Here is a 15,163-nt window from a genome sequence, read left to right as displayed (position 1 = left end):
TAATATGAACGCACAAGTAGGTCTTACTAATCCTGGTTATATTGGTGCAGACGTATGTCACTTGAATCTACACAAAACATTTGCTATTCCTCATGGTGGTGGTGGTCCTGGTGTTGGTCCTATCTGCTGTGCAAAACACTTAGTACCTTTCTTACCGGGTCATGCGTACTTGGGAGATGATACCAACGAAGTATCTTCTGCTCCTTATGGTAGTGTGGGTGTAATGCCTGTAACTTATGGTTATATCCGTATGATGGGTGAAGCAGGATTGAAGAGAGCTACTCAGGCTGCTATTATCAATGCAAACTATTTGGCTGCTTGCTTTAATGATACTTATGGTGTGGTTTATAGAGGATTCAAAGGCTTTGTTGGTCATGAGATGATTCTTGAATGCAGAAAGATTCATGAAGAAACAGGTATTTCAGAAAATGATATAGCAAAACGTTTGATGGACTTCGGTTATCATGCTCCTACATTGTCATTCCCTGTATATGGTACATTGATGATTGAACCAACCGAGAGTGAAAGTAAGGCAGAGCTAGATAACTTCGTAGAAGTGATGGATACGATTTGGAAAGAAATTCATGAAGTGAAAGAGGGTAAATATACATTGGAAGACAACGTATTGGTAAACTCTCCACACCCAGAATATGAAATGGTATCAGATGAATGGAACCACAAGTATAGCCGTGCTAAAGCTTGTTACCCTATTGAAAGTGTACGTAATAATAAGTTCTGGATCAATGTGGCTCGTATCGACAATACACTTGGTGATAGAACACTATTGACTACTCGTTACGAAACTTTTGAAGATTAAGAGTATTCTCAATGCTATTATATGAAATAAGCCCTAGAAATTAATCTAGGGCTTATTTTTATTCGAATTTTTAAATAAGAACTACTTTATTTAAACACTTCGTGATGTACATTTTCTTCGTAAAACTTATCATGAGGTTCACGTTCTTGGTCGGCTACACCTATTGCTACAATAGCAATTGGCAAGATGTGCTTCGGAATATTGAACTCACGGCGTAAGTTATCTACAAATTCATCACTACCATAGGCTTCGAGCCATAAACTACCTAAATCTAGGTAAGTGGCTTCAATAAGCATATTTTCTACGGCTGCACTACAGTTTTGGACAAGTAGCTTTTCATTGGTTTCCTTAGTAGTGTCTCCACACACTAAAATTACAGCACTTGCATTGTGAGAAGACTTGGCCCACTTTTGTGATTGTTCCAATTTTTTATGACCTTCGGCACTGCGGATTACTATAAATTCCCATTCATTGGTGGCGAAAGCATTGGGTGCAGACATCCCTGCTTGAATAATCTTGTGAATCTTTTCGTCTGATACTTCTTCATTTTTGTACTTACGAATACTTCTTCTCTTAAAAATTGCGTCCATAAATTTTCCTTTCGATACTAGTTTTTCCCTATAGAAAGTAAGCTATCTTAGGCTCTGTTAAGGAGAGTTTTTAGTTTACCTTGGATTATGGGATTATTTGTTGAATAATACTACTAACAACAGGCTATCTATATGGTTCATCTATTTGTTGGTATTCTTTTCTGTTTTTAAGATAGGATGGGCAGAGGATGCTGTAAAAGATAGAGTTATAAAAGATGGATATAAAAAAAGGAAGTTTCTTGAGAAACCTCCTTGCTAGAACGCGATGAAAGTGCATTTATTTAGCCACAATCATTCTGATTGCTGTATTGTTTGTATTCATATATTGTTTCAAAGCTGAATAAGGTATTGTAATATTCAGGTCGCCTCTGGCATCAGAATTGAGTTCGTAGGGTTCATATATAAAGCGAATCCCTTTGGGCTCCAATACAAATTTTTCAGCAGGTTTAAGGCGAGTAATGTCAGCACCCAAATCTTTAATTTCCTCTTCTGATTCTACTCCAAAATACTCGAGCATACTCTCTTTTATTAATTGAGTTACTTGAGAATCTGTACCTTTCTTGAAAATATCGTGGTATGTTAAAACTTTGAAGTTGTAAAGGTCTAGGTTCACATATTGCGAACCAATAAGTCCGTTTCCACCATATTTACTATCAAACCAAGTAAACTGATAAACCAACATACTATTCCAATAAGAAAGCAGTTGAGTAGAAAATTTCATGCTATAGCTGTATCGTCTGATGAGATCTTTTACAGGCACAGATGTCCTTTGTTTGTCCTCATTGTATTCCTTCTGAATATCTTTTACGTACAAATTGGTCTTATCTGTCAAGTATTTTTCCACAGCTTGCTCAGTAGAAAGATCTCCGTATTTCTCTCCCAAAGCAGTAATGATGATTTCTCTATTTACAAAATTCTTTACTTTTTCATCTCCTGCACTAGCATAAGAGAGTTTAATATCGTGTTTGTATTTAGGAGAAAACGAGCTATTTGAAATAGCATAATCATGTTGCCATTGTTTGGTTTCAAAAACAAGGCTTCCTCTGCTTTGAGCCCATCCACTTATTGAGTTGGCAATAAGCATAAGACTGAGTAGAGCAAACGGTTAAAAAATTTTCATAATATAATCTATCTATGGGGTTGATATATTTATACGTTTTTTACAAAGTAAACGATATATGTTAAGATATAATAGATTTCTTGTAAAATAAAATATTAGACTCAATAAAAGTAGAATAAGTAAAGATATTTTTATCTTGTATAAAATAAGAAGTTAGAAAGAAAAAGGTGATAAAATCTATATACGAAGCTTTTTGTAAATATCCTTTTGTTTTCTTATCTTCTAAGGTTGTAGAATTTAAAAGAAACAATATCAAGCTTTTCTTTGTTAATATTTACATACATTAAAACAACTCTGAATGGGTAGTTGAAGTAATAAAGAATAACACTAATAATAGAGTATATGAGCAATATCATACATAAAACATTTCCTGTTTTGAATATGCATACAGCTAGTTGTGCTACCAATGTGGAAAGAGCAATAAACGATGAGCCGGGCATTATCGAAACAAAAGTGAATCTGGTAAACAATACGGTATATATTAAATATGATAAAAAACATATTACAGTAGGCGAGATCAGAGCCGCCGTGCTTTCTGCTGGATATGATATTATAATAGATCAAGAGCAACAGATATACCAACAAGAGCAAGAGCATACTAAGAGGTATCATCGTCTGCGTACGGAGGTAATTGGAGCTTGGGTGTTTACCGTTCCTATGTTATTGCTTTCAGTATCAAGAATCTTTGAGCATCTATCCTATACTAAATATATTATGTTACTCATCTCTCTTATGGTGTTGGTGCTTTTTGGACGAGAGTTTTTTGAAAATGCTTGGAAGCAGATGCGTAAAAAAATGTATCGCCTGGATTTACTGGTTGCAGTGAGTACTGGGGTAGCCTTTTTGTTTAGTGTATTCAATGTATTCTTTGCTGAGTTTTGGACTAGTAGAGGTTTCGAAGCACATACCTATTTTGAGCTGACTGTTATTATTACCACGTTTGTCATTACTGGTAAATTTATGGAAGCAAAAGCCAAGGGTAGTTCTACTCTGGCTATTCGTAACTTGATGGGACTTCGTCCTAAGTCTGCCCGTGTACTAAAAGGTGAGGAAAAAACAGATGTACCCTTGAAAGAACTGAAGGTAGGAGATCATATTATTGTACACCCAGGAGAAAAAATCCCAATTGATGGAATTGTAATAGATGGTGCATCGTATGTAAATGAGAGTATGATTACGGGAGAACCTCTTCCTATAGAGAAAGGAGTGGGTTCTAAAGTAACGGCAGGTACGGTTAATCAGCGAGGTAAGTTTGTGGTTCGTGCCGAGAAAGTGGGAGAAGATACTTTTCTAGCCCAAATTATTCGAATGGTACAAGAAGCACAAAATACAAAAGCTCCCGTGAAACGTATTGTCGATAAGGCTGTAGGGGTATATTTGCCCATTGTAGCTGTAGTTGCCCTACTTACTTTTGGTGGCTGGGTGATTTTTGGTGGAGAATATAATGTAGCCAAAGGTGTACTTGCTGGGTTATCGGTTCTTATTATAGCCTGTCCATGTGCCTTAGGTTTGGCTACCCCAATAGCCCTTTGGGTGGGTATCAATAAAGGGGCAAACCATCATATCCTAATAAAAGATGCCGTAGCTCTAGAGCAAACGCCTCAAATAGATACTTTAGTTCTTGATAAAACAGGTACCATTACAGAGGGTTCACCTACAATTGTGGGTTGGCTTTGGGCTACTCGTCAAGACAAAGAAGATGAGTACAAGCAAATCTTATTAGCAGCCGAAGCAAAGTCGGATAATCCACTAGCACTTTCTTTGATGGAAGAGTTGGCAATTCAACAAAATGTGAAGCCTGTAGATTTAGATTCGTATGTTAACTTACCAGGAAAAGGAATTATTGTAAAATACCAAGGAGATAAATATTGGGTAGGTGGAAAACGACTAAAAGAAGAACATAACGCAGAAATTAACGGACCACTGAATGAGATGTTAGTCCGTTATGAAGGTAAAGGTTACGGAATAGTTTACTTTGGAAAAGAGAATGAACTACTTGCCATCATAGCTATAGCCGATCAGATGAAACCGACATCTATTAGTGCAATCAAAGAATTGCGCCGAATGGGATTGTCTGTAACTATGCTTACGGGGGATAGCGAACGATCTGCTCAGGCAGTGGCTCATAAACTAACGATACAATCAGTAAAGGCAGAGGTTCTTCCTGATGAAAAAGAATCTTATATTCGTGGGTTACAACAACAAGGTAAGAAGGTGGCTATGGTAGGCGATGGTATCAACGACTCTCAAGCTCTTGCTTGTGCTGATGTAAGTATTGCTATGGGGAAAGGTACAGATATTGCCATGAACGTGGCAATGATTACTCTAATGACATCCGATTTATCTTTACTTCCTCGCACTATTCGATTGTCTAAGCGAACTGTCAAATTGATTAAGCAGAATCTGTTTTGGGCATTTATATTTAATGTTATTGCTATTCCTATAGCTGCAGGCGTATTCTACCCCGTGAGTGGTTTCTTATTAAACCCAATGATTGCTGGTGTAGCAATGACTTTATCCTCTGTTTCTGTAGTATTAAACTCATTTTTCTTTGATAGAGGAAAATTGTAATAGATGATATAACCTAAAAAAAGATCCCGATATGATGCGAGTTGCTTCATATCGGGATTTATTTTTATTAAAGTTTAATATTCAATTATTATCTCTAATCGTTCATTTGCTTATAACTTAATGGACTCATGCCCACGTAGCGTTTAAAGTATTTGCCAAAGAATGATGCCGTAGGAAAGTTGAGTGCATATGCAATCTCTTGTACAGACATATTCGTTGATTTTAGTTTAGCTTTAGCATCCATAATAACTACACTTGCAATTAAATCAAGAACTGTTCCTCCTGTTACTTGTCGTACAGTAGTACTCAGGTGTTGTGGAGTTAAGTCCAGTTTCTTAGCATAGAATTGAGCTCTACGTTGTTTGGTGTAATTTTGTGTGATAAGATGCAGAAGATCCCTATATATTTCCTCTTGACGATTTCTCGCAATAGGTTCATAAGGTCGGGTATCATACATATTTACAACTCCTATTAAGATTGCACACATAGAATGATGTATGATGCTCGGGTGAATTTGCATCTTTTCGTCGTTGGATACATTGGACCATAGAGTAAGAAAATCTTCAAGATGTTTCAATAGGTGTCCTTCAACATGAATAATAGGCTTCTCTACCATCTTATGGTAAGAAGTTGCTGCTATTTCCATTAAGTTAACCTGACTAATCGTGTTTGCCGAAAAACCAATAAAGCTCATCTTAACTGGACTAATCGCTTCTTTAAATTGGATGATAGTACCAGGTAGAAGTGTAATAAAATCTCCTTCTTTTACGGTGTAATCAATTAAATTAATTGTTACCTTCATTGAGCCTTTTAAACAGAGTGCAAAAATCCCAGCCTTTAATTTACAGGCTTGTTTATAGAGATTTAGCAAATCTTCTGTTATATTGTGCCACGCAAGTACATTACTTGGTAGGTCCACTTGTGGAAAATCGAAATCTAAATTAATTTTGCTTGCCATATTAGCAAATATAATATTAATTATTAACTCTAAATCAGTTGCTTTCTATAATTTAAAAATTATTTGTTGCGAGTATTAAAAATGAGTCTATTATTAGGGATTAAAGTTTCTTTTTTAATACAAAAATGTTTCGGAGTTATTTATTTTATAAATCTATGAAGACTATTACCGAAAATTGGAATATCATCACCTATGCCGAAGCATGGGAAAAACAGACTGAATATTTTAATGAAATCATTGATGCAAAAGTCAATAACAAACCACATACCAATACGTTAATCTTCTGTGAGCATCCTCATGTTTATACAATCGGGAAACATGGTAAGGATGCCAACTTATTAATCAATGATCAATTCTTAAAGCAGATACAAGCATCCTACTTTCATATTGATAGAGGAGGAGATATCACTTATCACGGACCAGGGCAAATAGTGTGTTACCCAATAATCGATTTGGAGGATTATCACTTGGGTTTGAAGGAGTATATTCATCTTCTCGAGGAAGCAGTTATTCAAACTTGTCGCCATTATGGTGTGGAGGCTGGAAGACTCGAAAAGGCTACTGGAGTGTGGCTCGATGCTCATCAACCTACCGCTCGAAAGATATGTGCGATAGGGGTGCGTTGCAGTAGATATGTCAGTATGCATGGTCTAGCTTTCAACGTAAATACTAATTTAAATTATTTCAACTATATCAACCCCTGTGGGTTTGTAGATAAAGGTGTAACTTCTCTCTCCAAAGAGCTAGGAAAAGAAATACCTTTAAAAGAAGCAGAAAAGGTATTGGAAGAACATCTGCTAAAATTGCTAAATGATCAGGTCTCTGTAAAATAAGGAGAAATAAATTGGGGGCATTGAGCGGGTTGTTATCTGTACGAAGTGTGTATTTAGAGGCATTTCTTGTTAGATAATAATTTTTACTCAAGGGTACTAGGTATCATTGCATATTAATTTGTATTTTTGCCTTTCAAACTGAATAATCAATATTTTTATAATAATTAATAGATAATGGCGAAAGAACTGAAAGATCTCACCAAACGTAGCGTGAACTACTCTCAGTGGTATAACGAATTGGTGGTAAAGGCTGATTTGGCAGAGCAATCGGCTGTGCGTGGTTGTATGGTAATTAAACCATACGGATACGCTATTTGGGAAAAAATGCAGCGTCAACTAGACGATATGTTTAAGGAAACTGGACACGTAAATGCTTACTTCCCGTTGCTTATCCCGAAATCATTCTTGAGCCGTGAAGCTGATCACGTAGAAGGGTTTGCTAAAGAATGTGCTGTAGTAACCCACTATCGTTTGAAAAATGCGGAAGACGGCTCAGGTGTAGTCGTTGACCCCGAAGCGAAACTAGAAGAAGAACTTATTATACGTCCTACTTCCGAAACAATCATTTGGAATACTTACAAGAATTGGATCCAATCTTATCGTGATCTTCCTATCCTTTGTAACCAATGGGCAAACGTATTCCGATGGGAAATGCGTACTCGTTTATTCCTTCGTACTGCTGAGTTTTTATGGCAAGAATGTCATACAGCTCACGAAACCCGTGAAGAAGCAGAAGAAGAAACAGTGAAGATGCTTAATGTATATTCAGAGTTTGCTGAAAAATACATGGCAGTACCTGTGGTTAAAGGGGTGAAAACTGCAAGCGAACGTTTTGCTGGTGCTTTAGATACTTATACTATTGAAGCAATGATGCAAGATGGTAAAGCTCTTCAAAGTGGTACTTCCCACTTCCTTGGTCAAAACTTTGCGAAAGCTTTTGATGTGAAGTTTGTGAATCGTGAAAATCAATTAGAATATGTATGGGCTACCTCTTGGGGTGTATCTACTCGTCTGATGGGTGCGTTAATCATGACACACTCAGATGATAATGGTCTTGTACTACCTCCTGCACTAGCTCCAATTCAAGTGGTAATTGTTCCTATCTTTAAGGGCGAAGAACAACTAGCTAAGATTGATGAAAGAGTGAATCCGATTATCAATAAGTTGAAAGGCATGGGTGTATCTGTAAAATATGACAATGCAGACAACAAGCGTCCAGGCTTTAAATTTGCTGATTATGAATTGAAAGGTGTTCCTGTTCGTTTGGTATTGGGTGCTCGCGACCTTGAAAATGGTACTATCGAAGTAATGCGTCGTGATACTCTAGAAAAAACAACTCACTCTATTGAGGGCATCGAAGAGTACGTAAAAGATCTTCTAGATGAAATGCAACAGAATATCTTTAAAAAAGCATTTGATTTCCGTACAGCTCATACTTTTGAAGTAGATACTTACGAAGAATTCAAAGAAAAACTAGATAAAGGTGGTTTTGTTCTAGCTCACTGGGATGGTACTCCTGAAACAGAAGCTCAAATCAAGGAAGAAACAAAAGCAACCATTCGTTGTATTCCTTTGGATGGCGATAAAACTCCTGGCAAATGTATGGTAACAGGTAAACCATCTAAATGCAGAGTTGTATTTGCTCGTTCTTATTAATTCAATAAGAAGTAATTAATGATATTGAAGGGTATGTCTTTTATTAGGCATACCCTTTTTTTGGAATAAGTTGTATAATAATCTGCTTATCCAATAAACTATGTATCGGTCGACTTGTTATAATCATTAAATACTTAAAGAGAGGATAGAGAATATGAAAGCAATAGTAATAGGGGCCACAGGTGCTACTGGCAGAGAATTGGTAAAACAGCTTCTAGCTAAGGAGTGGGTTTCAGAAGTAGTCGCTCTAGTAGCTCGTAAAAAGCTGCCCGATCACGGAAAGTTAAATCAACAAATTATTGATTTTGATAAGATAGAAGAGTATGCAGATTTAATTAAAGGTGATATTGCTTTTACTTGCATGGGTACTACTTTAAAGATTGCAGGTAGTAAAGAGGCTCAGTGGAAGGTAGATTATGATTATCAATATCAGTTTGCCCAAATAGCCAAAAGAAACGGGGTTCCTACCTTTGTTTTATTGTCGGCAATGAATGCCGATTCTCGCTCTTCGGTTTTTTATAGTAAGATGAAGGGCAAGCTAGAAGAGAGTATTGTTAGTCTTGATTTTAGTAGATTGATGATCTTTCATCCTAGTCTTTTAATTCGTCCAAACACAGATCGACCTTTAGAAAAACTGAGTGCTAATATACTTAATGGACTCAACAAGATAGGTTTGCTTAAAAAATATAAGCCTCTTAGAGTGAGTGATGTAGCTACTGCTATGATAGAATCTACCCATCATTTTAATAATAAAATAAACAGAATAGAAGTTGAAGATATATTGACTCTTATAAAATAGATAGGAGGAAGATAGATTTTACTAGATAGCAGACCTGTATAAGCTTTTATACGGGTCTTTTTTATGTAAACGAATCTCCTTTTGTTACAGAAATGAAAAATGAGACAAACTGGTGTGCCTTTTTTTGAATAAGATTACTTAACAGAAATAGCGTATGTGCAAGATGTTAGAGAGTAATTGCATAAGCAATAAACCAGATGAATTGCAGAGTATTTAAAGAGCTCCTTATGGTTCTTTATTATTGAAAAATAGAGTAGTTGATAAGCACTTAGTAAAAGTGAGAGGGGAGGGTAGCTTGTTTTTATTGCTTAACTACCTATACAGTTTTCTATATTTATTAGAGTCTATAAATGTTTTAGACTGTATTAAGAGTGCGTTTCCCTCTCTTTTCTACACAGTTTAAAAATCTATTTATCCTGCTCTTAGAACTGTTTTTTTGTTGAAAATGATAGTTTTGAAATGTGATCTAGTTAGTAAAATAGTTTGCAACCAGACAAATAATATTCATTTAAAGAAAAGAATTATGTCAGTAAAAATAGAAGATCTATTCAAATATAATCAAGAATGGGTAAATAAGAAACTTAACTTAGATCCTGATTTCTTCGATAACCTATCTGAAGAGCAAAGTCCAGAAGTTCTGTATATAGGTTGTTCTGACAGTCGAGTTACTGCCGAAAATATTATCGGAGCTCGGCCAGGCGATTTGTTTGTGCATCGTAATGTTGCCAATCTAGTAGTGGAAGGAGATATTAATGGAATGTCAGTTATTACTTATGCACTAGATCATCTTAAAGTGAAACATATCATTGTGGTGGGACACTATCATTGTGGAGGCATTGAGGCCGCTATGGCTCCTGGAGATTTGGGTGTACTCAATGCTTGGTTGGTACATATTCGAAACGTCTATCGTTTGCACCAACAAGAGCTAGATGCGATTGAAGATGATCATTTACGTAATGGTAGGTTAGTAGAATTAAATGTTGTAGAGCAATGTATAAACATTACTAAAACGGCAGTATTTCAGAGAGCTCGTAAAGAATATGGTGTGGAGATTCATTCGTGGGTATTCGATATTCACACGGGTAAGATTATTGATTTAGAATATGATATAGAAAAGTATTGGAAACTTGCTGAACCCATTTATAGACTAATAAGCTAATCATAATAAGTTCTGATTTTGTGAGTATTACTAATTTTTAAGCATGGTGGGGCTGTCAAAAAAGATTGACAGCCCCATTTTTTAGTCTATTTCATTTGAAAAGGTTGCTGCTATTCTCGTCAAAAAGGAGGTTCTGTCAGGATTAAAAACAAATCATGTCGGTGTCAAGAGAAGATCATGTCGGTGTCAAGAGGAGATCATGTCGGTGTCAAGAGGAGATCATGTCGGTGTCAGAATATATGGATCTTCCTTTTATAATAGTCGATATTGTGGTAATAAATCGGTCTGAGTTTAGTCCAAAAAATAAGGGAGAACTAGGTAAAGTTCTCCCTTATTTTTTATTTCCTAATAGTTCAATGAATAGGAAACACGTCTAAATTTATTTCTTGTCTGGAGCTGAATAACGAGCATTCAATCCATCAACTACTTCTTTTGTAATATCATAAGCTTTATCTGCATATAGTAGGTTGCTATTACCAGAGTTGCTAAGAATAAATGTATAGCCTTTTTCTTTGTTGTATTCTTTGATGAATGAGTTGATAGCATCACGAATATCTAAAGAGTTTTTTTGATCTTCAGCAGCATATTCTTGAGCTAGTTTATTTGCCAAGTTTTGTACTTCTTGTTCTCTCTTCATTAAGCGAGCTTGTTCTTGCTCGGCACGTTCACGACTTAAGAACGCATTGTTTTGTATTTTTCGTTGAAACTCATTGACTTCGTTTTGAAACTCTCTTTGCTTTTGGTTTAGAGTAGCATTCATATCTTCTTGTTTCTTCATCATTGCTTCTGTAACATCGTTCCAGTAGTTGTAATTTAGAAGAAGTGAGTCCATTTCAACATAGGCAATCTTGTAAGCATCAGATACTGCATTTTCTGCAGCTGCATTAGTTGAAGAATTTGTGGTTGTGGTTTCACCTTTACATTGCACAAAAAGGGCAACAATAGCAAAAGCAAAAAGTCCTTTTACAAGGTAGTTCAATCTCGTCTTCATAACTTATTTTGTATATGTTTTTATTGTTTTAGTTCAAGTGTTCTTTTTGGTATTGTGTGTGTTTATTTATTCTTCAATTCCACAAATTCATCATATCGTGAGCGCTTTCTAGATGCTCTATCTTGAGATTGTGCACAGCCTACGCCGCATTCTCTCATTTTTGGATTGCCACTTACATGGGTGTTAGGAAATTTCCCTCCCTTTACGAATAGCATCTTTATTCCTAATAGGAGCAAAGAAATTGCAAGTATTGCTATTGATATAAGTATTGTCTCAAACATTTCTATTATTTTTGTGTAATACAAAGATAGACTTTTGTATGAGTAAGACATACATTTTTAATATAAAAAATTTGCTGTCCCCTTTACGAATGCGCTATTTAACCATATTTAGTAAATTTAAGCTGCAGTGACTTAACACTCCCAGCGTCATTATAAAATATTAAGAACATGGATATAACTGACTTAAAACCAGCTAGTCTATTTCATTACTTTAATGAAATTTGCCAAGTTCCTCGTCCTTCAAAGAAAGAGGAAAAGATTTTGGCTTACTTAATAGATTTTGCAAAAAAGCATAATCTAGAGTACAAGCAAGACAAAATCGGTAACATTGTTATCAAAAAACCAGCAACTCCTGGTTATGAAAATCGTCAAACCACTATTCTACAATCGCACGTAGATATGGTTTGTGAAAAAAACAATGATGTTAAACACGATTTTGATAAAGATCCTATCGAAACAATCGTAGAAGGAGATTGGCTAAAAGCAAAAGGTACTACACTTGGTGCTGATAATGGTATTGGTGTAGCTACAGAACTAGCTATTCTTGCTGCTGACGACTTAGAGCATGGTCCTATCGAAGCTCTATTTACAATCGACGAAGAAACAGGATTAACAGGTGCTTTCGAATTGGCTGATGATATGCTAACAGGAAGTATTCTTTTAAACCTTGACTCAGAAGACGAAGGTGAATTATTTATTGGTTGTTCGGGTGGTATCGACTCTGTTGCAGAGTTTGAATACCAAGAAGTAGAGGTTCCTCAAGGCTATTTCTTCTTCAAAGTAGATATTAAAGGTCTTACCGGTGGTCACTCGGGTGGTGATATTCACTTAGGATTGGGAAATGCAAATAAGATTTTGACTCGTTTCCTTAACCTACTAAACAACAAATACGATTTATTCCTTTGTTCAATTCATGGAGGAAACCTTCGTAACGCTATTCCTAGAGAAGCTGTTGCGGTTTGTGCCGTTCCTGAAGAATTCAAACACGATGTACGCACAGATTTAAATGTATTTGCTGCAGAGATAGAAGATGAATTGGGTGTGATCGAGCCAAATATGAAGTTTGTTCTTGAATCAGAAAAACCTCAAGCGAAAGCTATCGACCAAGATACTACTCGTCGTCTTATCAAAACTCTTTATGCTGCACCTCATGGTGTGAAAGCAATGAGTCAAGATATCCCTGGACTTGTTGAAACTTCTACCAATCTGGCTTCAATTAAAATGAAACCAGGCAATATCATCCGCATTGAAACGAGCCAAAGAAGCTCTATCCTTTCTTCTCGTGATGATATGGCAAATACTGTACGTGCTGCATTTGAACTTGGTGGTGCTAAAGTGAGCCATGGTGAAGGTTATCCAGGATGGAAACCAAATCCTCACTCTGAAATAGTAGAAGTTACTGCTGAATCATACAAACGCCTATTCAATAAGGATGCAGAAATCAAAGCGATTCATGCAGGCTTAGAGTGTGGTTTATTCTTAACTAAATACCCACACCTAGATATGGTGTCTTTTGGTCCTACTATGCGTGGAGTTCACTCTCCAGATGAACGTCTGCAAATCTCTACTGTAGATTTATTCTGGAAACACTTAGTTGATGTACTAAAACATATTCCAGCTAAGAAATAAGAGCATACTTTCTCACTATAATACTAAGGCAAGCTTGAATAAAGCTTGCCTTTTTTGCTAATATTCTACTATGAAACACTTCTTATTTGCTTTCTTATTCTGCTTTACAAGCCCTGTATTTTGTCAGATAAACTTACCCTTTAATATCCTCTTTTGGAATGTTGAAAACCTCTTTGATTGCAAACACGATAGTTTAAAGAATGATACTGATTTCCTTCCCGAATCTCTAAAGCATTGGAACACCTATAAGTATAGAAATAAATTGACTGCAATAGCCAAAGGTGTTGTGGCCGCAGGAGAATGGAATTCTCCAGCAATTATCGGACTTTGTGAGGTGGAAAATGACTCAGTACTTTATGATTTAACCCAGAAAACCAATTTGAGGAATATAGGCTATCGGTATGTGGTTACACAGTCAGAAGATGCAAGAGGAATTGATGTTGCTCTACTTTATTTACCAGAGTATTTTAGGTTGACGAAACATGAAAGTTTAAAAGTTGGCAAGTTGAAGATAGGTAACCGACTGACACGCGATATTCTTCATGTAGAAGGTGTTCTGCTTACTAGTGATACCCTTGATTTATTTGTAGCTCATTTCCCTTCTCGCTTTGGTGGAAGAAAACATTCAGAACCCAATCGTATTCAAGTTGCTAAAGTTCTGAGAAATGCTGTCGATTCTTTGTTTTACATCCGTGAGAAAGCTAATATCGTGATTATGGGAGATTTTAATGATTATCCAGACAATCGCTGCGTTACAGAAATATTGAATGCTACAGCTCCTACAAAAGATATTTCGAAGCATCAGCTCTATCATCTCTTGGCTCGAAAGAGGGAGAAGTATACTTGGGGAACTTATAAGTATAAGAATGAATGGGGAGTGCTAGATCATTTTATTGTCTCAGGTAATTTACTCGACCATACACAAGATTTCTATACCTCTGAACAGCAAACAGACATCTTAAAACTCGGGTTTTTACTTATAGAAGATAAGAAGTATGGCGGAAGCAAACCCTTCCGTACTTACAATGGCATGCAATATCAAGCAGGGTATAGTGATCATCTTCCAATACGCTCTACTTTCACCTTAAAGCTAGAGGATTAATCAATCTTTACATCCTGAATATTATGGATTATAGAGTTGTTCTCTTTTTTTATGGGCGTTAAATTTAAATTGATTTGTGGCTCTTTTCGTATATTCTCTTCTTGGCTAGAAGCATCTGACGTCTCTATAGGAGCTGATTGAGGAATATAGACTTGCTTATCGGTACGGTATAAAATCATAGCCGATTGACCACTCACAAAGGCTTGACCATAAGCATAACTGAGTCCGTTCTCATTGATATACCCATCTTTACAAACTACAATATATCTACCCTCGGGAATATTAACACGTACAGCATCTTTCCCCGCATTGTAGATAACAAGAATATCTTCCCATTCATCTTTATTGGCATAATCTTTCAGACGATAGGCAACCACCAACGGCTTTTCTGTAGGTAGAAACTCTACCTGCTTACGGAGTAGGTTGGCATCATCAATACGAAATGCAGGGTGTTTTTTACGGAGTTGAATTAATCCTTTTATATATTGATAATGGTCCCAATTACTTGTCTTTAAGTCCCAATCAAGAGCTTTGCCTTCATTGTTTTTAGGTGAGTCTGCCTTTTGTTGAGGCTGCATAAACTCTTCCCCAGCATAAAGCATGGGTACACCTTGTGACGTAAAAAGAGCCGTATAAGCCAATTTACTCAATCGAACC

12 protein-coding genes and 2 pseudogenes are annotated in these 15,163 nt (G+C 36.2%); 8 read left to right on the top strand and 6 right to left on the bottom strand.

Annotated features, from left to right (window positions below; genetic code table 11):
• A pseudogene (locus K8V80_RS07800) lies at positions 1-817 on the top strand (aminomethyl-transferring glycine dehydrogenase); the annotation flags it as partial.
• 86 nt (positions 818-903) lie between these two features.
• Here the strand turns inward: K8V80_RS07800 and K8V80_RS07795 are convergent.
• Positions 904-1,407, bottom strand: coding sequence for a nitroreductase family protein (locus tag K8V80_RS07795; RefSeq protein WP_006744656.1), 504 nt, complete (start codon positions 1,405-1,407; stop codon positions 904-906).
• 277 nt (positions 1,408-1,684) lie between these two features.
• The gene (locus K8V80_RS07790) at positions 1,685-2,491 is read right to left on the bottom strand and encodes an RsiV family protein (RefSeq protein ID WP_006744657.1); all 807 of its coding nucleotides are present in this window, start codon (positions 2,489-2,491) and stop codon (positions 1,685-1,687) included.
• A 378-nt stretch (positions 2,492-2,869) separates the two neighbouring features.
• Here K8V80_RS07790 and K8V80_RS07785 point away from each other — a divergent pair, with 378 nt between their 5' ends.
• On the top strand, positions 2,870-5,098 hold the full coding sequence (locus K8V80_RS07785) for a heavy metal translocating P-type ATPase (RefSeq protein ID WP_276776753.1): 2,229 nt from the start codon (positions 2,870-2,872) through the stop codon (positions 5,096-5,098).
• Positions 5,099-5,192: 94 nt separating this feature from the next.
• Here K8V80_RS07785 and K8V80_RS07780 read toward each other — a convergent pair whose 3' ends face one another.
• Positions 5,193-6,056: a helix-turn-helix domain-containing protein gene (locus K8V80_RS07780; protein WP_006744659.1), complete on the bottom strand. Its 864-nt coding sequence runs from the start codon at positions 6,054-6,056 to the stop codon at positions 5,193-5,195.
• Between the two features lie 155 nt (positions 6,057-6,211).
• On the opposite strand from K8V80_RS07780, the gene lipB reads away from it, so the two are divergent.
• The 4 genes from lipB (at position 6,212) to K8V80_RS07760 (ending at position 10,503) form a co-directional block, all read left to right on the top strand.
• On the top strand, positions 6,212-6,889 hold the full coding sequence (gene lipB / locus K8V80_RS07775; protein ID WP_040310140.1) for a lipoyl(octanoyl) transferase LipB: 678 nt from the start codon (positions 6,212-6,214) through the stop codon (positions 6,887-6,889).
• 174 nt (positions 6,890-7,063) lie between these two features.
• Positions 7,064-8,545 (top strand): proline--tRNA ligase, encoded by a 1,482-nt coding sequence (proS, locus tag K8V80_RS07770; protein ID WP_276776748.1) that lies wholly within the window; start codon positions 7,064-7,066, stop codon positions 8,543-8,545.
• Positions 8,546-8,699: 154 nt separating this feature from the next.
• Positions 8,700-9,344 carry an NAD(P)H-binding protein gene (locus K8V80_RS07765; protein ID WP_276776745.1) on the top strand — a complete coding sequence of 215 codons (645 nt, stop codon included), beginning with the start codon at positions 8,700-8,702 and terminating at the stop codon, positions 9,342-9,344.
• Between the two features lie 523 nt (positions 9,345-9,867).
• Positions 9,868-10,503, top strand: a complete 636-nt coding sequence (locus K8V80_RS07760) for a carbonic anhydrase (RefSeq protein ID WP_276776742.1) — start codon at positions 9,868-9,870, stop codon at positions 10,501-10,503.
• A gap of 379 nt (positions 10,504-10,882) precedes the next feature.
• Here K8V80_RS07760 and K8V80_RS07755 read toward each other — a convergent pair whose 3' ends face one another.
• Both K8V80_RS07755 and K8V80_RS07750 read right to left on the bottom strand, forming a co-directional pair.
• The gene (locus K8V80_RS07755) at positions 10,883-11,494 is read right to left on the bottom strand and encodes an OmpH family outer membrane protein (protein ID WP_276776739.1); all 612 of its coding nucleotides are present in this window, start codon (positions 11,492-11,494) and stop codon (positions 10,883-10,885) included.
• Positions 11,495-11,556: 62 nt separating this feature from the next.
• Complete coding sequence (locus K8V80_RS07750) at positions 11,557-11,775, bottom strand: hypothetical protein (protein ID WP_006744665.1); 219 nt, start codon at positions 11,773-11,775, stop codon at positions 11,557-11,559.
• A 168-nt stretch (positions 11,776-11,943) separates the two neighbouring features.
• On the opposite strand from K8V80_RS07750, the gene K8V80_RS07745 reads away from it, so the two are divergent.
• A complete protein-coding gene (locus tag K8V80_RS07745; protein WP_276776735.1) occupies positions 11,944-13,404 on the top strand; it encodes an aminoacyl-histidine dipeptidase in 1,461 nt (486 codons plus the stop codon).
• 70 nt (positions 13,405-13,474) lie between these two features.
• Positions 13,475-14,506 (top strand): endonuclease/exonuclease/phosphatase family protein, encoded by a 1,032-nt coding sequence (locus tag K8V80_RS07740; RefSeq protein ID WP_276776732.1) that lies wholly within the window; start codon positions 13,475-13,477, stop codon positions 14,504-14,506.
• Here K8V80_RS07740 and K8V80_RS07735 read toward each other — a convergent pair.
• Positions 14,503-15,163 (bottom strand): annotated as a pseudogene (locus K8V80_RS07735) (pullulanase, type I); the annotation flags it as partial. The gene K8V80_RS07740 and the pseudogene K8V80_RS07735 sit on opposite strands and share 4 nt — an antisense overlap.

Source organism: Bacteroides coprosuis (assembly GCF_020741705.1).
Classification (GTDB): Bacteria; Bacteroidota; Bacteroidia; order Bacteroidales; family Bacteroidaceae; genus Bacteroides_E; species Bacteroides_E coprosuis.
This window is presented reverse-complemented; position numbering and strand designations above follow the sequence as displayed.